Below are 18,296 nucleotides of genomic sequence, written 5' to 3' on the forward strand. Positions count from 1 at the left end.
TTTAAAATAAATTTTTATATTTGATAAAAATTGACAATTTTGTCCACATATCGACTTAATGTTGATTTTACAATAGCTCAAAAGTTCTTACTATTACTGGTTTTAGAACCAAAAGGATTACTATCCTTTCGGAAGCCTAGTCCCAAGACGTCATGGCTCCACTGATAGCTACCGTTACGGCTTCCAAGGACAGGAAAAAGATGATGAGATTAAAGGGGAAGGAAATAGCTATGCTTTTGATTTAAGATTTTATGATTCGAGAATTGGAAGATTTTTAAGCTTAGATCCTGACAAAAAATTATATTCTGATCTTTCACCATATCTTTTTGCCGCTAACAGTCCTTTGGTGCTTATTGATGAAATGGGTCGAGGACCAATCGTTCCCAAGTGGTTGTGGCAAGGAAAAGCTTATGATATAGCTTTTGTAGCCGGCTTTATCGACGGTATGTGGGATGCTGGTGAAGGAGTTGCACAACATGCAGTTGACTGGCATCCTCTAAACTGGGTTACTGACCCTAAAGATCAATGGAGGAAAACACAAGAAGCTCTTTCTTTACCAAGAGCAATGGTGACTATTTTGACTGATGATACAGCCAGAGAAAATCTTTTGAAAGCTGTTGAAGAAGGCATAGGAACATGGATTGATGACGCAACCGGCAAAAAAGGGATGGATGTTGCGGGATATACTCACGGAAAGCTGGTTTTTGAAGTTGTTGCTTCTTTTGTTGGAGTCAAAGAATTGCAATTGGCTAGTAAAAGTGGTAAATTTTCTAAAGAGACCTTAGATCTCATCAAAAAGAATGCTAAGACCCTTATTAAACAAATGAAGCCATGTGGTTGTTTTACAGCGGGTACCTTAGTTTTTGCTGAGGAAGGTTATAAAAATATTGAGGAGATTAAAGTTGGTGATAAAGTTTGGGCTTATAATGAAAAAAATGGTGAATTAGAACTAAAGAAAGTAATTGACACATTTAGTAGAGACTTTAGTCAAGTTTATAAAATCTATTTTGGAAATGAAATTTTAGAAGCCACAAATGAACATCCTTTCTTTATTGGAGGAAAATGGTTGAAAGTTGATGAACTAAAAGTTGGCGACAATTTAACCTTATATGATGGAACTTCATTGCCTATTACAAAGATAGAACTTGTTGAAGGAAGCTTTAAAGTATATAACTTTACAGTGGATGAGTATCATACTTATTATGTTTCTAAATCCAATATACTTGTTCATAATGGGACTCCATGCAATTGGAAAAGCAGTAAGCTTTTTGGACACACTTTTACGACACATGGTGCAGGAAAGAAAATATTAACTTCATTAACAGGAAGGATTGAGAAAGGTAATGCTAATCAGGGTCAATGGTTGGATAATCAAAAAGCAGCAGATTTTTTAATGTCTGAAGAAAATTACAGTAAAATAGTTAATTTAAAGCCTGGAGAGGCTATAGATATAGACCTCCCTGAAGGATTAGGACAAGTTTTAGAGAAGGTTGAAGGAAAAGTCGTAACAACTGTGGCAAAAAAAGTAACAGTAGTAAAAGGTAAAGATAATTTTATTAAAACTGCAATTCCAAAAAAATAAGTTATGTTAAAAATTGATGTATTGAAATCTAACGATAGTTTTACAATTAAATCTTATGACGAAAGTTCAGATTTTTTTTTAAAACTATTCAAAATAGTTGACAAAGAACAAATTGCTTCTTTCTATTTTAAAGACAAAACAAATTTTGTTAAGTTTGATTTTGCCTATGATTTTCTATCAATATATGATTTTTTGGAAAGTCTAATAAAATATGTCAATTCTAGCGATTACAATAACGCATATATATTACTTCTCTATGAAAGGGGAGATGATAAATTTATCTTTAATTTAAATGACAATCAAATGATTACTTCTAAGTTTGTTTGTAACGATAATGTGATTGAAAATGTATACAGCATCGAAATCTTTAAAGACCATATTGTTGAATTAATTAATAAAATAAATGATATCGTAACTTTGTTTAACTTAACAGAATTAAACTACTCCCATTACATCAAATGGAGGAATGATTTTATGCAAAATGTTTAGCGAATTCAATGGATGCCATCAATAGGTAAGCTATACTTGAGCATCAATTAGGAGAATATATAATCATAAAAACATAGAATAAGATGTTACAATTTGAAACGAACAAAAAAGGGAGTTTATTTCTATTTTGTATGGATTTTCAAAATCAAAAAAAACCTTATAACGGGATGAATCTAAATAATAAGTTTTATAAAGTAGTACTATTGTTCTTTGCAATAATATCATTTTCTTTTCAATCCGCATCAAATGAAAATGTGGAGAAATTGTTAAAAGTTAATAGGACAAGAGAAATTACAGAATCATTGATTCAAGATGTAATGGTTATGTACAAGAAGAAGTATCCAAATGTATCAATTATGACATGGAACAGCATTGAAAAATCTATTAATTATGATATTTATTTAAACAAAATAAAGACCATATATGGTACAAATTATACAGATGCTGAAATTAAAGAATTAATTAAGTTGTATAGTTCAAAAACAATGGATAAATATAAAATGAAAACTAATAAAATAGAACAAAAGTTATATGATATTGGTAAAGAATTGGGAAAAGAATTATCAATTTTAATAAACTCTAAGATCAAATAAACAAACCTGTAAAACCGTTTACACCAAAATATATTTTTTATAACTAAACCGAGATTAATTAAGTTATAGGTGAAATCAATTCAATAATACAAAAAACTACAACTTTAAAAGTTGTAGTTTTTTATTTATATTTACTCCACGTTCTTACTAATGATTTTCATATTCTTTTGGAAGCCTAGTCCCAAGACGTCATGGCTCCACTGACAGCTACCGTTACGGCTTCCAAGCACAGGAAAAAGATGATGAGATAAAGGGAGAAGGGAACAGCTTAAATTATACTTATCGTATGCATGATCCCAGGGTGGGAAGATTTTTTTCAACTGACCCTTTAGAAAAATCATATCCATGGAATAGCCCATATGCATTTAGCGAAAATTCTGTAATTGCATTTGTTGAACTTGAGGGGGGTGAGAAATTGATTGCAACTGTAAAAGGAGGTGAGAATTATCCAGAAATAAAAAACACCTCAGGTGAAAAATTGATAATAAGACTTTATCTAACAGAATTATTAAAATCAAGTAAGGATGGTTTTAACTCTCTATCTTATTCCGTTGCGTTTACAAAATTGGGGAAAGGATATTTAATGGGGTCAAATGGAAAAATTTATCAAGGTTTAGCAACAAAATTTGTACAAGACTTAATTGAAGGTAAAAAAGTTTATTTTTATTGTGCGAAAGATATAGGAAATAAATATTTCAGTACTAAACCGGTTAATCAAATAGATGCTCTTAAAGGTAAACTTTTTGGGAAATTAGGCAAACTCTCTGGCGAAGCTGGAGATAGACTGGGTAGTTTCATTTCTGCAATTTCATTCATGAGCAGTACAGCCAAAAAAGGAGAGGCAGATGCATTAACAATATTAAGTTCAGCCGTAGGAGGTTTGGTCGGTAATCCTTTTGTTGGATTAGCAACTGGCATTTTACAAAAAGAGGCACAAACATATATTGATGAGACAAATCAATATTTTGAAAGCTATCTCATTAATAGTGTCACTCAAGGCGGTGTAATGAATACTTCTAGTTACTTATCTATAAAGAGATCTGAATTAAAGATATTAGAAAATTATTCAGTAGTGAGTTTGACACCAACTGCAATGGCGGCATACATGTCTGGACAAGTGACAGATTACAAACAATTAATGGATGTTAATTATAAGACTCTAGATAAGGAAAATCCAACAGAAGCAATGTTAGTTAAATTTACTGATTATGAAGTTGAAATTAAAACCATATTTATGAGTGATGAAAATGCTGAGACGCCTAAAACAAATAAATAGCGTAATGTTATGCAAAACAAACTGAAAGTTAATTATGAATTTTTAATGATCAAAAATTATAGACACATTCCAAATACTGATAATGACTATTTTGATTTAGATAGAAATTTTAATTTAAGTAAAAAATTTCAAGGAGAAAAAAGCTCTAGCTATTGTGTAGTAATTTATGAAGCGACAATCAACAATAAAACAATTAAGTTAATTAGTCCAAAGTTGGATATTGATGAAGACACCCTTAGAATTAAATTATACTTAAAAGGATTTGTTTATATTTGGCATGATAAAAATTTTATTTCCTACTACTACGAATTAGATTTTTTAAATTAATTATGAAATTAATATTTTTAGCAATAACGTTAATAACATGCTTTGCATATTCAAATAATATGCAAGTAGATGAATGTAATGTTTTTTTTAAAGAAATTGGAGTTAGAGACTTTGAATTAGGTTCAGATTATCAAATCATATTGAATTCTAAACTTAACTTTGAAAAAAAACACTTAACAAACGGTAATAAATTTTTAATATTTCAGGAGGAAAAAAATATACTAAATAAAAAAAGAATAATAGTTTATGAATTAACTTTTAGAGCTGATAAATTGATTGGATATACTTTTAAAATACGAATTGAAAATGATAAAAAAGGATTAGATTATTTTGTTAAAGTTTTAGAAAAGCTTAAGATGTATAATCAAAATGGATTTATAAAGGGAGATAACTATGCTTTTATGGAGACAAATGAATATTGCAAAAAATTTTTTAGATTCTGTGAGTTAGATTTTAATAATTATATATTTGGAGGGGTCAATTATAATGTTATGTAATGTAATCACCGATGAACTTTAACGATATAAGTACTTATGTGAATAAGAATTACCTAAAGTTTTATTTTTAATAATTGACAAACAAAGCTACAGCCATTTTAGTTGTAGCTTTGTTTATATTTACCTTATGTTCTTACAAATAATTTTCATATTCTTTCGGAAGCCTAGTCCCTAGACGTCATGGCTCCACTGATAGCTACCGTTACGGGTTCCAAGCACAGGAGAAAGATGATGAGATTAAGGGTGAAGGTAATTCACTGAATTACAAATATAGAATGCATGACCCGCGAATAGGTAGATTCTTTGCTGTAGATCCTTTGACAGCTAAGTATCCGCACAATAGCCCTTATGCATTTAGCGAAAATGATGTAATTGCTTCATTGGAGTTAGAAGGATTAGAAAAAGTTCCTGCTAATGAAATATGGGATATGACAGGATCAACCTTGATATCTGCTAGTAAATGGTATAATATAGATTTAAATTCTACATATTATATCAGAAAAATTCATAATCAAATTGTAACATTGCACGAGATCAAGGATGGCCCAAATAAAGGAAATTATGTAGGTATTGTTCATAACAATGGAGCTTATTATAATCTTTATTCAAATAGGGAAAAACCTAAAAACTACACCTACGAATTGAAATATGTTGTTGGTGCTGATAAAATAAAAGAAAAAGTTGATTTAGGAGAAGTTGCAGCAGATAATTTATTGGATGCTTTGTCTTCCGATTATGAATTTAGCCCAACTCTATATAATGTTAATAACTACAATGCATATGGTGTTGGAAAATGGAATGATGATACAGGAGAATGGGTTTCTGGTTCAACAGAAGAGCAAGTTAAGGTACTAGTAGACCACACGGTAGACCAATTGACAGATCCTTTGAATTATTTGCCTACTCCTGTGGAAGTAAATTTTAGATTAAAACCAGGAAAAGGTAATTGGAACGCCTTTCGAAAACTTTCAAAAGGCACGATAACTAAAGAAACGCATCCTAATTTAACTAATAAGCAAAGGAAAGATTTAAGGACAAAAAGCTATCAAGACTGGCAACACCAAAATTTAAAAGTTGATCCAACTAGTGCTGTTCCGTCACCCGATTTAAAAACAGAAGAAAAAGATAATAACTAGCAAAGAAGAATTTTAAGCTTTTATGCATTAATTTTTATAATTGCATAAAAGCTTAAAAAAACACAAATTGCGTATATTGCTTGTATAAATAAGAATCTTAAAACTACTAGTTCTATATTAAGTTTGTCATATTCATTTTGTTTCCATTTTTTTCCAACTTTTGCAAGATAATTGCCGATAATTACTGTAATTAATATATAAGTAAAAAGAAAAAATAGAAGAGTAATACTTGATGAAGTATTGCTTTCTTTTCTTGAATAAATGAAAGTAGGGGTAAAAGGTAAAAGGATAACTAAAATCAAATAAAGCGATTTTAACTTGTAGTATGGTATATCTTGATAAAGCCCCAATATTTTTACAACGGACATTATATATTTTTTAAAATAATTAATCACTTCATTTTTTCTTTAGTAAAATTTATTTCAATATAACTATTTAAATCCCAAGTCATCTTTTTTTCTGTAAGGGAACTAAGTTTTATTTCAAACTCAAATTGGTTTTCTGTATTTAAAAGACAAAATAAATATAAATTTTTATCAAAATTATATTTTGTGTTTAAATTAATCATTTTCTCAGTAGCAATTATATCAGTATTCCATGTGTTGTTTTCTTCAAAACTAAAATGTTTTCCTTCTGCATTTTTCCATGCTTCTGCTCCAAAGAAACTATAGATATTTATTCCTTTAGGGGGTGTTACATTATACGCATTCCCTTTAAAAATAACGTCTGTTACAATCCATTTTCCCTCAATTGATTGTAAGGAAGTATGCTTACTATTGTTTTTATTTAAGTTTGAGCATCCTGTAAGTAATACTATAAAAAATGCTAAAAATATTTTTAATATCTTCATTTTATTATTTTCTTTTAATTTTTAATCAAGGCATCGCGAGTATAAAGAATGTACTTTTTTATCTTCTTCTTTAAACGGGTCATCTCTTAAAATTTTCTTAACATATCTTAATTGTTAAAAATTTCGCCATTATCTTTTTTCATTTAGCAACTGACCAACAAGTATTAAGTAGTTCGGCTAATTTTTAGGAGACATCAATTGATGGTGTCATTTATCAAATTCACAACGATAGACTACACTAACGGATTCATTTAATTGCTTGTATCTTATCAAATGTCAACATAAAAAACTCTAAAAAGTTATACATGATAGTATATTTCAGTATTCGGTAAAAGTATAACACCAAATCAACTAAAAAAAAACAATTATAAAATTTGTCTATTATATTTAAGATTAATTTAAAGATATAAAGGTTGAAATTAAAACTTATAAACAATTTTAAAGCTCCAGCCCTCGAGCATTAACATTTTTAAAGTAAACATTTAAACAGAAATTATACGTTTAATTCTAATAAGTAAACTAATGATTGTTTAAATTATATTTGCTTGTTATCGAGATGAATACCTAGAAAATCATGACAAGGTATACGGGTTCTTAAATATAACATTTGTGCACCAGAAGTAAAACAACAAAATCCAACTGTAACCCCAAATTAATTTAACAATGATATATAGCTTAGAATTTCAAAACAAAATTGATTGTGCTCAAATAGAAATTGATAAATTTATTGAAATTATTGAGAAACAAAATGCAAAAGATCAATTATTATATGCGTTTCGTGAGGGGTTAGCTGAGTTAAATAAATTTATTATATCAGATAAGGTAATGGATGAAAAATTTATTCGTAGATGGGATTTAATTTTTGGTCAATCATTTAGATCATTTGAAGGTCACCCTTTTTTACATAATTTAGAAGAAATACATAAAGATATACATACAGTTTATTCAATGTAAATCATCTATTAATTTAAAATATTGAATGTAGAAGAAAGAATATTAGTTAAATATAAATAGATTATTTTCAGTTTTGTATTAGCTATATTTTAATAAAATTAAATACTATTTACAGATGTAACATTAAACTACAACTTTAAAAGTTGTAGTTTTTTATTTATATTTACTCCACGTTCTTACTAATGATTTTCATATTCTTTCGGAAGCCTAGTACCAAGACGCCATGGAAATACTGATAGCTTCCGTTACGGGTTTAATGGAATGGAGAAAGATAATGAAATTAAAGGAGAAGGGAATAGTTATGACTTTGGAAGTAGAAGTATATATGACGGTCGTGTAGGAAGATTTATATCACTAGATCCTGACTCCCGTAAATACCCTGATTTTTCCCCATATGCGTTTGCTGCTAACAACCCAATCCTTTTAATTGACGAAGATGGAAGAGGACCTATAATACCTAAGTGGCTTTGGGAAGGAAAAGGGTATAATATTGCATTTATGGCAGGTGTAATAGATGGATTATGGGATACCGGAGTAGGTGCCACAGATTTAGTTGAAAAAAACTTGAGTTTTCATCCTTTTAGATTTGTATACGATTTCGACGGAGCAGTTGACAATTATAAAAATACATATAAGCAAGGTAAGGCTGTTATTAGCGTTCTTTCCGATGGGGAAGCAAGAAATAAAATGTATAGCGAAGTTAAAGAACTCTTGGGTGACTGGGTAGGTGATATTTCTTTCGCTAAAGGAGTTGAAGTTGCAGGTTATCAACACGGTAAGCTTGTGTTTGAAGTGATATTAGCACTTGTTGGCGTTGAAGAAGCAAACTTATTAGTAAAGACAGGCAAGTTTTCTATTAATGCTAGTAAAAAACTCTTGGCAGTTAACAAGCTGGAAAGAACTATGGTTCAAAAAAGTGGTGTGTGGGGTAGATTAGTGGATTTACCGCTTCAAAAACACCATTTGTTGACAAAATATGGAGCATGGGGTAAAACTTTCAATAAAGTTTTAAAAAGATATGGATTGGATGTTAAAAAAAGTTTTAATATTGTTAAAGTTCATCATAAGGGCATGCATCCCGATTCGTATCATCAGGAGATGTACAAGAGGTTATTGAAAATCGATGAAAAAGCTAATGGAGACAAAGAGGTTTTCTTAAAAGAATTTGAAAAGGAAATTACAAAATATGTCCAAGAGAATCAAGAAATTTTACATAAAACAACCAAGATAATTGGAGAATAAACTATGAACTACTATAGAGTTTTATTTAGTAATGATTATGCAAAAAAGAAGGGAATATTTGGTTTAGTTGAAACTCTTCCAGATGCTGATTTGCATTTAATAGCCTATAACAAACCTTTCCCTACTGAAGAGATAAATAAATATAAATTTTACCTTGAGAAAGGGGTGTTTGCAGATTTACAAATGTGTATAAATCCATGGAGAATAGTATCTAAAAAATTAAAATATATTTTAGATGAATTCAAAGATGATAACACATTCTTCTATTCTATTAATTTATTTTGTAAGGAAAAGAAACTTTCAGAAGAATACTTTATTTTACACTTTAGAAAAACGGCAGGTTTTAACGAAAGTGACTTCAGTGATAGTCTAAACAAAGTAAAAAACTTTCATTTCCAAGGATTTGACGATTCGATAACAGGAGTTTTTTTTGTTTCGGAATTGGTTAAAATAAAGATTGAGGCGAATAACTTGACAGGTATGTCTTTTGATAAATTATAGTGTCAATGAAATTTACGACTAGAGTTGAATTATATGTAGAAATGAGTAAGCTAAAAAATGAAAAAATGAGATTATTTTTAGTTGCAATGTTGTTTTTTAGTTTAAATATATATTCGCAAAATTCGGATAAGTATGATATATTATTAGAAAAGTTAAAAATAAGAGAACAAACAGATATCATACTAAATCAAATAACTGATGACATGGCAAAGCAAAAACCTGTTGTACCTGTTGAAATTTGGAAAAATGTCAAAGTAAATTTAAGCGCTACATATCTATCTGAATTGAAGATGGTTTTTAAAGAGAACTATACCATGAATGAAATTAACGATTTAGTTATTTCAATAGACCGATATGGACTACATGCATATAAACCTAAACCGGAGGTGACTAAAAAAATATACGAGATTGGGAAAAGATTTGGTAGTAGTTTACGAAGAGAAATTCAAAAAGAACTCAGTTCACTAGGATATAAATAGCTTTCGCTTATATGACTATAGTACACATTTCGATTAAATATAATTACAGTGTAGATAGTAGAGACTAATTTTCTTTTACAAATCATTTTCAAGTTAATACAAAAAACTACAACCAAAAGGTTGTAGTTTTTGCTTATATTTACCTTACGTTCTTACAAATATTTTACATATTCTTTTGGAAGCCTAGTCCCAAGACGTCATGGCTCCACTGATAGCTACCGTTACGGCTTTCAAGGACAGGAAAAAGATGATGAAATTAAAGGAGAAGGGAATTCTTTGAATTACACTTTTAGGATGCATGATCCGAGAGTAGGTAGGTTTTTTGCTATTGATCCGTTATTTAGTGATTATCCCTGGAATTCACCGTATGCTTTTTCTGAGAATAGGGTAATAGATGCAGTAGAGTTGGAAGGACTAGAAAGCTCCTTAACTAATAAATTGGACTTTGGTCTAACTACAGTACAAAAAACACAGAATTTTAATAATATAATCAAAGAAAATAAAGTAGTTGTTTTAACAGTGTGCGGTTTAGGTGTTGGAGCTGCTTCTATTTCAGCTTTCGGAATAGTTGCTGTTGGGACTTATATAGCCGAGGAAGGAGCAGAATATGCCTTTGAAGAAATGACAGGTATTCCCGTGATAATGGATCCAATAGATGCTTTAGAACAAATTGCAAAGAAAGGTGGGAAAAAATTTGCTAAAGATGTTATCGTAGAAGGTAGAAAATTCGCTTCTGGTTCTTCTGTAAAACAAATGAAGAATTGGGCGTTTAATGTAAAAACTTATGGAATTAAGGCTGCTAAAGATTTTGAAGCAGGTAAATATTCGATTTCTTCATTCAAAAGTGCGATAAGTAAAAGTGTTGAATTTGGTGCGAAGAATACAAAAGGGCATCTAATTAAACATGCTGATGTATTTGGATTAGATAAATCGGCTCAGGAATTACAAAAAATGATTCCAGAACTTCAGGAAGCAGCATCGAATTTTGCGAAAAATGCTGATGAAATAAGAATTGGTAAATGGGATGACACATTTGATGATGTAACGTTCTATAAAAAAGGCAATGATTATATGGTGAAAGACAATAAAACGGGGAACTTTGTTACTGCTGGAAAAGGTGTATCTGGCAATAAAAAATATAACGCTGCTACAGCAGTTAAAGCTCCATCAAATGAAAAGTAGTATTTTAAATAGTTACATGGAATTGAAAGGCAGGCGAATAGCTGGCGCTATTTTATCAGTATTCCCGCCGGTTTATGAAGAAAAATTAGAAAATTCTGATATTGAAATTAATCTCGAATTAGATAATGGAGTGGCATTCACTTTGGCCACTGATAAAAATCAATGGTCGTGTGTAATTAGGGAGGAAAAGTCAGAACCCATGTATGATTTTTCCGATTTTGAGAACAGAATGCACTTTTGGATGTCAGATGAGCAAGCAGAATCAATGCCTCTTGTACGCGAAACTTTTAAAATATGCCCCTCCAAAAGCTTAGGAAATTTAATTGGTAAAGAGATTATTCGAATAGAGTTTTTAAATATCCCTGATGAAAAGGAATTTAATCCTCACGGAATTAAATTAACTTTGTCAGATGGGGAATTTTTAATATCGACTTGTGGTCATGACGGAAATATTATACAAACCTCTAATTTTTTGAATGAAGCTGATTTGATAAATAGATTTCAAAATTTAGGAAAAACCGAATTAATTGAACTAACCCAATAGCAGACGTAATTAATTAAAAAGTAATATGGAAAATATAATGAATAATGCCTATTTTTATGGATACGGGCGAAATTGATAAATTTGTAGTCTTTCGAAGGACACGTGCAATGTTTGACCTTTGAGTTTGGAATTGATGAGTTAAACTATGGAGATAATACATTTATCAAATATCTGGAACAATGGATTAAAGATGGTTTGCCATTTATGTCTACTACGAAGATTTCAGGATGGAATCTACAGAAAGCAATTGGTTTTTAGATAATTTGAAATTAGTCGATTTAACAAGCTACTTTTTGTTTGGCAAGATTAATGTTTCTGAATGGAGTCCCAATTTTGATAAGAATGAAATCATCAAATATTGGAAAGGTTAAGCCCTAATCCCACACAAATCCTTTCGTCTGGTAAACAATTAAGAAAAAAACTACAACTTTTAGAATTGTAGTTTTTTTATTTTACAACATTTCACGTATTTTTGGGAAAAACCGCAACATGAAAAAGGTCAAACCACTAATCCCTTTATTCAAACAATTTATTAAAGAATCAGAGTCGGGTAAACGATTAAAGAAGAATGGAGAGCGAATCACTAAAAGCTCTATTGACAACTATACTTACGTACTAAGAAATCTAATTTTATATAGTGAAGAAACTCAAACAGAACTTAGAGTATGCGATATTTTAAAACTCACAAAGAAGGAATTATTATCTGAGAAAAATTATTGGAAAAAATTTTACAAAAACTTCACAGAGTTCTTGTATAAAAGGGGATGTTATGACAACTATGTTGGCGCTACGATAAAAATAATCAGAGTCTTTTTTAATTATTTAAAACTGGAGAAAGATATCTATACCGGAGATTTTCATAAACAATTTTATGTAAGGAAGGAAGAAATTGATATTTTGGTTTTATCTCCGGAACAATTGAAGTTCTTAATTCACGATAAGGAATTTGAGGAGAAATTAACGCCCGGTCTACGGAAGATTAAAGACATATTTGTTTTTGGTTGTACTACAGGATTACGTTATTCTGATATTTTTTTACTGACTAACAAAAACTTAGAGCAGTCGGGTGAAGATTGGTATTTGAGATTAAAATCTAAGAAAACAAAAACAAGCAGTTCCATAAAGTTACCTAACTATGCTGTATTGATTGTACAAAGGTACCTATCCAAAAACACAAAGAAATCATTATTTGGGGGTATAACCTTATTTAATTTTAATAAAAGTCTAAAACAAATTGGGGAATTGGCAGAGTTCACCACACCCATAGAAATATCACGTGAAAAGCAAGGAGTTGCCAAACAAATTAAATCTACTAAAGATAGTAAAGACCGCTTTTGTGATAAAATGAGTTCGCATATGATGCGTAGAACCGCTATAACAACACTTTTAATTCTTGGTATGCCGGAGCACCTTGTTAGAAAGATAAGTGGTCATAGCACTGCCAGTAGTTCTTTTAACAGATATGTGCACTACGCTCAAGTCTATATCGATAGGGAAATAGACAAGGTGCATAGTAAGTTGGAGAGTTATTGATTTAGCTTGTTTGAACCTACTTGATGTCTTATTTAATGTACTATACTCCATTTTCTAAATCTATCTTCCATGTTAAGTCATTGCTGATAAATTTGTTGTAAATGGGATGATTAAATGAAAATTTACTTCCCATTTTGAATTGGATATACCTCAAATCAGTGTAATATTTTGCATACTTATTTTTCCACTCAAAATTTCCTGCACCAATATCTTTTAAGATGACCGAGATAATCTCTAAATAGTTATTTAATTGCTGCCTGTTTTTTTCTTCGGTATCTAAAACATCATTATAGGTATTAAAATTTAATTTTAAAACTAATGAGTATAGCAATCCTAAATCATACTTTTCATCTTTATTATCAATTATTTCAGCGAAAACATTTGAATACTCCTTATAAATATTAATTTCAAATTTATTAAATTTTAAAAAGACAGAATACTCACTTTCATGATCAACTTTTAGATTGTATTCCTGAATTTTTTTAGAAAATATGTTTAAAACTTGTGTAGTAAATCCCATAAACTATTCTTTTACTGCATTAGCGCCATTAATTTTATAACCTTTTTCTTTTGTTAAATATTCTACTTCTCGACCAAACATGGTTAGACCACCAGAGGCGTCTTTTTTATTGATAAATAAATTTATTGGATCAGTTGGATCTGAAACCAATCTAATTCATCTCTTTATAGCTAATACAAACCTGAAAATAATCTATTTATATTTAACTAATATTCTTTCTTCTGCATTCAATATTTTAAATTAATAGATGATTTACATTGAATAAACTGTATGTATCTCTTATGTATTTCTTCTAAATTATCTAAAAAAGGGTGACCTTCAAATGATCTAAATGATTGACCAAAAATTAAATCCCATCTAAGAATAAATTTTTCATCCATTACCTTATCTGATATAATAAATTTATTTAACTCAGCTAGCCCTTCACGAAACGCATATAATAATTGATCTTTTGCATTTTGTTTCTCAGTAATTTCAATAAATTTATTAATCTCTATATTAACATAATTGACTTTTTCTTTAAATTCTTGGCTATAAATCATTTTAACTTAGTTTGGTTTTGATGTAATAGACGGTTTATATCGTTTAACTCTGGTACGCGAAACTGAAATAAATTAGTTTATATCATTAATTTGATGTAGTATTAAATCTATAGAAGATTTTAAATTGTCTTTAAAGTCAGATATAGAAATTTGAGGATTTATAACATATAGTTCTACAAATGAATTTGCTTCAAACTCATTTATGAAATCTCTAATTTCAAAAGTAATGGGGTTTCTAATTATACCATAACTTAATCTGTTACCAAGTTCATCTGTAATATAAAGCCTGAAAGCTCCTATATATTCATCTGAAATGTCAATAACAAATAAATTATCCTTTGATAGATTATCCTTATCTATTTCTTTAATCCAACTTTTGATTTTTTCAATTAATTTAAATCCTAAATTCTGATAATAATTCTCTTTTGAAGAGGAATTAATACCATCAAAAAAATAATAACTATCTATTATTTCATTATCATTAATACCTTGAAATGAAACTAATATATCTGAATGTAAATCATGATTTGTATTAGAAGTATTTAATTTTATTTCGAAATTCATATATTTATTTTGTTGGAAATGCAGTTATTACTTCGCTGGTATTCTTTTTAACCGAGATTAATACTTTTGTTAAGTCTACACCAGAACCTAAATTACCTCCTTCATAACCTACTACTTTCTTCAAATCAACTGTAAATGATTCATAAATTTCATTATTGACTTTTGTAATAGACCTTGTAATACTGTCAATTGTTTCAGTACTTCCAACTCCGAGATTTTTATCCCACTTCTTTGGGTCTACTGCTTTGACTTTACTCCAAGCTACATCAATTGTTCCAATGACATTATCTGTTTTAAATACACCGTGGATTGCAAATCCGAGCCATAGGGTTTATGCAGTCTTGGACAATGATTTGGACGTTATATTGCTAAATTTGTTTTGAAGTTGATTTTTATCATAGAATGCGCTATCGGGTATTTTCGAATCTGATAAACTTAAATCTTCTAGTCGCATTTAATTTTTTCGGAAATTATAAATCACCCCATCCTATAACTTCAATTAATTTTGATGTTCCTATTTTATTTGGAACTTCGTAAAAATCTAAAACATCTTCTTTTTTAAGATCTTTGAATGGTTCATTGGAAAAGAACCCAACAATAGCATTGCAGGTCTCTCCTGGCAATAAACTTTCTGTATCAATGAGTCGAATAGTCCCTGAAAAAAATGAATTTTTATTAATTTCAAACCCTGGGCGATAATTATTTCTAATAGGCTGTTTCCTTTTACTTTTTTTATCAAAAGTTATTTCAAATAAAAGATTGTATGTCATAAGATTATTTTTTTATCCATGGATGATTAGGAATTGGCATTTCATCTATAACACTTGTTTTGTTTAATTTCTTTAGAAGATTTTCAGGAACAGAAATCGCGTCCATTAAATCCATCTCTGTTCTAAACAATTGAGCTTCATATTTCGTTTGAATTGAAGTTTTTAAAATAAAGAACGGCTTCGCACTCGTTTCAGACTGATAAAATAACCTACCATAATTTGTTGCATTCTGAGATGATGTTGTAAAAAGTTTTCCTGTCCCATACCCTCCTTCTATCAATCTAAAACTGTTGGAACTTACATCAATTAATTCTTCTGCACTAACGGCTCTAAATATATCAATAGTTTTTTTACTCCCAGTAGCTAATCCTCTTATTCCGGTTCCAACACCCATTCCAAATATAGGAGAAGAGAAATCCATTTGTTCAGCATTCCCAGTAGCCGAAAAATAACGAGCTTTATTAAAAGAATTTATTTGACTCGCTCCAAGTTGTGTTAATTCTGAAATTAGATTGGCATCGAGTGCTGGTCTAGATGTCAAGAAATTATTTGTTTCTTCCGATATCTTATTACTTGGTTCACCAGGGTTATTTATTAAAAGTTTAGCATCTTCCCAACGAAGTCCATAACTCCAACCTTGCGACTGAGCCAAATCGATAGCAAAGGGCATTACAGTTTGTTTATACTCATCTGCTGTTTTCCAGCCAGCAGTAGTAGTCTTTGTTCCTGCATGCCAAGTCCATGTTTGATTGCTAAAGGAAAATTTTAATATATCTCCTGGATTGTCAGATATGAGATTATAATCAAAAGCATCTCCTTTTTGACCTTCTCTATTACCAGCTTCTGCTGGTTCTAAACCCTCTAATTCGACCATATCAATTAACCTATTGCCACTAAATTGATATGGCGAATAAAAAGGATATTGTTTATCCAACGGATCCACCGCAAAAAACCGTCCCACTCTCGGATCATGCATCCTAAAAGTGTAATTCAATGAATTCCCTTCCCCTTTAATCTCATCATCTTTTTCCTGTCCTTGGAAGCCGTAACGGTAGGAATCATTAGAGCCATGACGTCTTGGGACTAGGCTTCCGAAAGGGTATGGGATTATTTATAAGAACGTGGAGTGAATACAACTAAAAACACAATTTTTTAGCCTATATTTTGTGGTTATATTTATTTTATTACCAATAAGTATAATCGTTCTTCTTTAGCCTCAAATAAACACCACCATCAGTTTTGTCCATTTCAGAAGAAATAAATTGATATCTTAAATAAAGAACGTAAATCAATCTTCCCGATACTGAAGTTGTATAATTTACAATGTATTTTTTATCTTCTAAAATAAATCTTTCATATCTCGTTGAATGTTTTGAAATGTCTTTGTCCAAAGGTCTAACATATACATCTTTAATTAATTCAAGTAATGCGTTTTTGATTAATTCTTTTAATAAAAAAAGAGTTTCATTTTCAAATAAAAAATCTCCATTGAATAATTCAATCTTATACTTTTCGGAAAATCTCAGAAGGTAGGAATACAAATAACATATCTCCCTATGTTCTAAAGAAAACGTTGTGCTCTTGTCTTTTGATAAAAAAAGTAATTCCTCCATTTTTTAATTATTATAATCTTTAGGTACTTCGTGATGAATGGTATTTCCATTTTCATCGTAAACTTTTAGATGTGCATTGCTAACATCAACTCCATTCTTTTTTAATATTTCCTTGAAATTTTTAGCTTCTTCCAAGTTTGGAGTATAATGCCCTGAATTGTTATCTATATTAACAATTTTACCATTTCTCATTTTCAATATTCCTGCAGCCTGTACATCAGAACCACCCGACATAAAAGAATGCTTTCTCCCCAATAAAACGTCACCTTTCTCAGTTACAATGAAATCAAAATTACCATTTGCTTGAGTTTTTCCATACATTTTGACATTTCCATTTTGAATTGACCCCAAAAGTTTACCATCTCGGCTTACAGGCAATTTATTTTTAATCAATTGCTTAGGTGCATTCCCACTCTTGACTATTGATTTTTTTGTTCCACTCCCGCCTCCAGGCCTTGAATCTCTATAAACATCTTGTATGATATACAAATAATGTCCCAGTTTATCTAATGTAGTATAATTTTGTTCAACTTCCTTTAACTTAGCAGGTGTTACATTAGCAAGCCAAGCGTCCATTTCTTTTTTAGAATCAAACTGTCGTGAAAGCTCCATTCTATAAATTTGACTGTTATCCGGTGTTAAACCTTCGTGAACTATTCCTGTATGAACTACCCACTTATGGTCTTCAGTTCTATAACTCTCCGGAACTGGCACATTAATACCGAATATTTTTGACTTACCCCACCTCCAATGTTCATATGTAAAGTGAGTTTCATGTGTTAGATTTACTGATGCCTTCCCTTTTTTGTCAAAATTTAAAGTGTAGTGATACTGTTCAAGCCCATCTAAATCTATAGCCTGAATAGGAGTATTACTAGCAAATTGGTAAGGTGTTAATTCAGGATAAACTGTAGCTAAAGGGTCAAGTGATAAAAATCTACCTACTCTGGTATCTAACATTCTTGCCTCATAATTTATGCTGTTTCCTTCTCCTTTAACTTCATCATCTTTTTCCATTCCATTAAAGCCATAACGGTACCTATCAGTGGAGCCATGGCGTCTTGGGACTAGGCTTCCGAAAGGATAATAGTCTATGCACTTT

At 30.2% G+C, this 18,296-nt stretch carries 23 protein-coding genes and 4 pseudogenes; 17 read left to right on the forward strand and 10 right to left on the reverse strand.

All coding sequences use genetic code 11. The features are described 5' to 3' along the window. Positions 1-130 precede the first annotated feature (130 nt). From B3C16_RS09690 to B3C16_RS09725, 8 genes and pseudogenes are all read left to right on the forward strand, one after another. Positions 131-355, forward strand: a pseudogene (locus tag B3C16_RS09690) (RHS repeat-associated core domain-containing protein); the annotation flags it as partial. Between the two features lie 468 nt (positions 356-823). Then, positions 824-1,582, forward strand: coding sequence for a polymorphic toxin-type HINT domain-containing protein (locus tag B3C16_RS09695; RefSeq protein ID WP_291131274.1), 759 nt, complete (start codon positions 824-826; stop codon positions 1,580-1,582). Positions 1,583-1,585: 3 nt separating this feature from the next. Then, the gene (locus tag B3C16_RS09700; protein ID WP_291131235.1) at positions 1,586-2,071 is read left to right on the forward strand and encodes a hypothetical protein; all 486 of its coding nucleotides are present in this window, start codon (positions 1,586-1,588) and stop codon (positions 2,069-2,071) included. Positions 2,072-2,154: 83 nt separating this feature from the next. Further along, a complete protein-coding gene (locus tag B3C16_RS09705) occupies positions 2,155-2,664 on the forward strand; it encodes a hypothetical protein (protein ID WP_291131237.1) in 510 nt (169 codons plus the stop codon). 175 nt (positions 2,665-2,839) lie between these two features. Beyond that, positions 2,840-3,940: pseudogene (locus B3C16_RS09710) on the forward strand (RHS repeat-associated core domain-containing protein); the annotation flags it as partial. Between the two features lie 9 nt (positions 3,941-3,949). Beyond that, positions 3,950-4,267, forward strand: coding sequence for a hypothetical protein (locus B3C16_RS09715; RefSeq protein WP_291131239.1), 318 nt, complete (start codon positions 3,950-3,952; stop codon positions 4,265-4,267). 2 nt (positions 4,268-4,269) lie between these two features. After that, the gene (locus B3C16_RS09720) at positions 4,270-4,764 is read left to right on the forward strand and encodes a hypothetical protein (RefSeq protein WP_291131241.1); all 495 of its coding nucleotides are present in this window, start codon (positions 4,270-4,272) and stop codon (positions 4,762-4,764) included. 164 nt (positions 4,765-4,928) lie between these two features. Next, positions 4,929-5,900, forward strand: a pseudogene (locus tag B3C16_RS09725) (hypothetical protein); the annotation flags it as partial. Between the two features lie 20 nt (positions 5,901-5,920). On the opposite strand, the gene B3C16_RS09730 reads toward B3C16_RS09725, so the two are convergent. Together B3C16_RS09730 and B3C16_RS09735 are read right to left on the reverse strand one after the other, a co-directional pair. Further along, positions 5,921-6,268, reverse strand: coding sequence for a hypothetical protein (locus tag B3C16_RS09730; protein WP_291131243.1), 348 nt, complete (start codon positions 6,266-6,268; stop codon positions 5,921-5,923). Positions 6,269-6,291: 23 nt separating this feature from the next. Beyond that, positions 6,292-6,750, reverse strand: coding sequence for a hypothetical protein (locus tag B3C16_RS09735; RefSeq protein WP_291131245.1), 459 nt, complete (start codon positions 6,748-6,750; stop codon positions 6,292-6,294). Positions 6,751-7,413: 663 nt separating this feature from the next. Between B3C16_RS09735 and B3C16_RS09740 the strand changes: the two genes are divergently transcribed. From B3C16_RS09740 to B3C16_RS09780, 9 genes and pseudogenes are all read left to right on the forward strand, one after another. Beyond that, positions 7,414-7,704 carry a hypothetical protein gene (locus B3C16_RS09740; RefSeq protein WP_291131247.1) on the forward strand — a complete coding sequence of 97 codons (291 nt, stop codon included), beginning with the start codon at positions 7,414-7,416 and terminating at the stop codon, positions 7,702-7,704. A 207-nt stretch (positions 7,705-7,911) separates the two neighbouring features. Further along, positions 7,912-8,133: pseudogene (locus tag B3C16_RS09745) on the forward strand (RHS repeat-associated core domain-containing protein); the annotation flags it as partial. Between the two features lie 474 nt (positions 8,134-8,607). Beyond that, the gene (locus tag B3C16_RS09750; protein WP_291131276.1) at positions 8,608-8,946 is read left to right on the forward strand and encodes an AHH domain-containing protein; all 339 of its coding nucleotides are present in this window, start codon (positions 8,608-8,610) and stop codon (positions 8,944-8,946) included. A 3-nt stretch (positions 8,947-8,949) separates the two neighbouring features. Next, positions 8,950-9,447, forward strand: coding sequence for a hypothetical protein (locus B3C16_RS09755; RefSeq protein ID WP_291131249.1), 498 nt, complete (start codon positions 8,950-8,952; stop codon positions 9,445-9,447). 5 nt (positions 9,448-9,452) lie between these two features. Then, entirely contained in the window at positions 9,453-9,926 is a 474-nt protein-coding gene (locus tag B3C16_RS09760; RefSeq protein ID WP_291131250.1) for a hypothetical protein, read from the forward strand. A gap of 129 nt (positions 9,927-10,055) precedes the next feature. Beyond that, a complete protein-coding gene (locus B3C16_RS09765) occupies positions 10,056-11,108 on the forward strand; it encodes an RHS repeat domain-containing protein (RefSeq protein WP_291131252.1) in 1,053 nt (350 codons plus the stop codon). Then, entirely contained in the window at positions 11,098-11,652 is a 555-nt protein-coding gene (locus B3C16_RS09770; protein ID WP_291131254.1) for a hypothetical protein, read from the forward strand. The genes B3C16_RS09765 and B3C16_RS09770 overlap by 11 nt, the downstream gene beginning before the upstream one ends. A gap of 227 nt (positions 11,653-11,879) precedes the next feature. After that, positions 11,880-12,023, forward strand: a complete 144-nt coding sequence (locus tag B3C16_RS09775) for a hypothetical protein (protein WP_291131256.1) — start codon at positions 11,880-11,882, stop codon at positions 12,021-12,023. A 118-nt stretch (positions 12,024-12,141) separates the two neighbouring features. Next, positions 12,142-13,185, forward strand: coding sequence for a tyrosine-type recombinase/integrase (locus B3C16_RS09780; protein WP_291131258.1), 1,044 nt, complete (start codon positions 12,142-12,144; stop codon positions 13,183-13,185). Between the two features lie 40 nt (positions 13,186-13,225). Here the strand turns inward: B3C16_RS09780 and B3C16_RS09785 are convergent, their stop codons facing one another. The 8 genes from B3C16_RS09785 to B3C16_RS09820 form a co-directional block, all read right to left on the reverse strand. Continuing rightward, on the reverse strand, positions 13,226-13,705 hold the full coding sequence (locus B3C16_RS09785; protein WP_291131260.1) for a hypothetical protein: 480 nt from the start codon (positions 13,703-13,705) through the stop codon (positions 13,226-13,228). A 3-nt stretch (positions 13,706-13,708) separates the two neighbouring features. Then, positions 13,709-13,855: a hypothetical protein gene (locus B3C16_RS09790; protein ID WP_291131262.1), complete on the reverse strand. Its 147-nt coding sequence runs from the start codon at positions 13,853-13,855 to the stop codon at positions 13,709-13,711. 77 nt (positions 13,856-13,932) lie between these two features. After that, positions 13,933-14,247, reverse strand: coding sequence for a hypothetical protein (locus tag B3C16_RS09795; protein ID WP_291131264.1), 315 nt, complete (start codon positions 14,245-14,247; stop codon positions 13,933-13,935). Positions 14,248-14,319: 72 nt separating this feature from the next. Continuing rightward, a complete protein-coding gene (locus B3C16_RS09800; protein WP_291131266.1) occupies positions 14,320-14,811 on the reverse strand; it encodes a hypothetical protein in 492 nt (163 codons plus the stop codon). A 470-nt stretch (positions 14,812-15,281) separates the two neighbouring features. Next, the gene (locus B3C16_RS09805) at positions 15,282-15,581 is read right to left on the reverse strand and encodes a hypothetical protein (RefSeq protein WP_291131268.1); all 300 of its coding nucleotides are present in this window, start codon (positions 15,579-15,581) and stop codon (positions 15,282-15,284) included. A 4-nt stretch (positions 15,582-15,585) separates the two neighbouring features. After that, positions 15,586-16,692: an RHS repeat-associated core domain-containing protein gene (locus B3C16_RS09810; protein ID WP_349680457.1), complete on the reverse strand. Its 1,107-nt coding sequence runs from the start codon at positions 16,690-16,692 to the stop codon at positions 15,586-15,588. A 73-nt stretch (positions 16,693-16,765) separates the two neighbouring features. Next, positions 16,766-17,194: a hypothetical protein gene (locus B3C16_RS09815; protein ID WP_291131270.1), complete on the reverse strand. Its 429-nt coding sequence runs from the start codon at positions 17,192-17,194 to the stop codon at positions 16,766-16,768. 3 nt (positions 17,195-17,197) lie between these two features. Further along, a partial coding sequence (locus B3C16_RS09820) for an RHS repeat domain-containing protein (protein ID WP_291131272.1) occupies positions 17,198-18,296 on the reverse strand: 1,099 nt, incomplete at its 5' end.

This window comes from Flavobacterium sp. UBA7682, assembly GCF_002482945.1.
GTDB lineage: Bacteria > Bacteroidota > Bacteroidia > Flavobacteriales > Flavobacteriaceae > Flavobacterium.

Coding starts and splice junctions, on each gene's coding strand:
- B3C16_RS09695 (WP_291131274.1), top strand. CDS start 824: ATGAAGCCATGTGGTTGTTTTACAGCGGGTACCTTAGTTTTTGCTGAG.
- B3C16_RS09700 (WP_291131235.1), top strand. CDS start 1,586: ATGTTAAAAATTGATGTATTGAAATCTAACGATAGTTTTACAATTAAA.
- B3C16_RS09705 (WP_291131237.1), top strand. CDS start 2,155: ATGTTACAATTTGAAACGAACAAAAAAGGGAGTTTATTTCTATTTTGT.
- B3C16_RS09715 (WP_291131239.1), top strand. CDS start 3,950: ATGCAAAACAAACTGAAAGTTAATTATGAATTTTTAATGATCAAAAAT.
- B3C16_RS09720 (WP_291131241.1), top strand. CDS start 4,270: ATGAAATTAATATTTTTAGCAATAACGTTAATAACATGCTTTGCATAT.
- B3C16_RS09730 (WP_291131243.1), bottom strand. CDS start 6,268: ATGTCCGTTGTAAAAATATTGGGGCTTTATCAAGATATACCATACTAC.
- B3C16_RS09735 (WP_291131245.1), bottom strand. CDS start 6,750: ATGAAGATATTAAAAATATTTTTAGCATTTTTTATAGTATTACTTACA.
- B3C16_RS09740 (WP_291131247.1), top strand. CDS start 7,414: ATGATATATAGCTTAGAATTTCAAAACAAAATTGATTGTGCTCAAATA.
- B3C16_RS09750 (WP_291131276.1), top strand. CDS start 8,608: ATGGTTCAAAAAAGTGGTGTGTGGGGTAGATTAGTGGATTTACCGCTT.
- B3C16_RS09755 (WP_291131249.1), top strand. CDS start 8,950: ATGAACTACTATAGAGTTTTATTTAGTAATGATTATGCAAAAAAGAAG.
- B3C16_RS09760 (WP_291131250.1), top strand. CDS start 9,453: ATGAAATTTACGACTAGAGTTGAATTATATGTAGAAATGAGTAAGCTA.
- B3C16_RS09770 (WP_291131254.1), top strand. CDS start 11,098: ATGAAAAGTAGTATTTTAAATAGTTACATGGAATTGAAAGGCAGGCGA.
- B3C16_RS09775 (WP_291131256.1), top strand. CDS start 11,880: ATGGAATCTACAGAAAGCAATTGGTTTTTAGATAATTTGAAATTAGTC.
- B3C16_RS09780 (WP_291131258.1), top strand. CDS start 12,142: ATGAAAAAGGTCAAACCACTAATCCCTTTATTCAAACAATTTATTAAA.
- B3C16_RS09785 (WP_291131260.1), bottom strand. CDS start 13,705: ATGGGATTTACTACACAAGTTTTAAACATATTTTCTAAAAAAATTCAG.
- B3C16_RS09795 (WP_291131264.1), bottom strand. CDS start 14,247: ATGATTTATAGCCAAGAATTTAAAGAAAAAGTCAATTATGTTAATATA.
- B3C16_RS09800 (WP_291131266.1), bottom strand. CDS start 14,811: ATGAATTTCGAAATAAAATTAAATACTTCTAATACAAATCATGATTTA.
- B3C16_RS09805 (WP_291131268.1), bottom strand. CDS start 15,581: ATGACATACAATCTTTTATTTGAAATAACTTTTGATAAAAAAAGTAAA.
- B3C16_RS09815 (WP_291131270.1), bottom strand. CDS start 17,194: ATGGAGGAATTACTTTTTTTATCAAAAGACAAGAGCACAACGTTTTCT.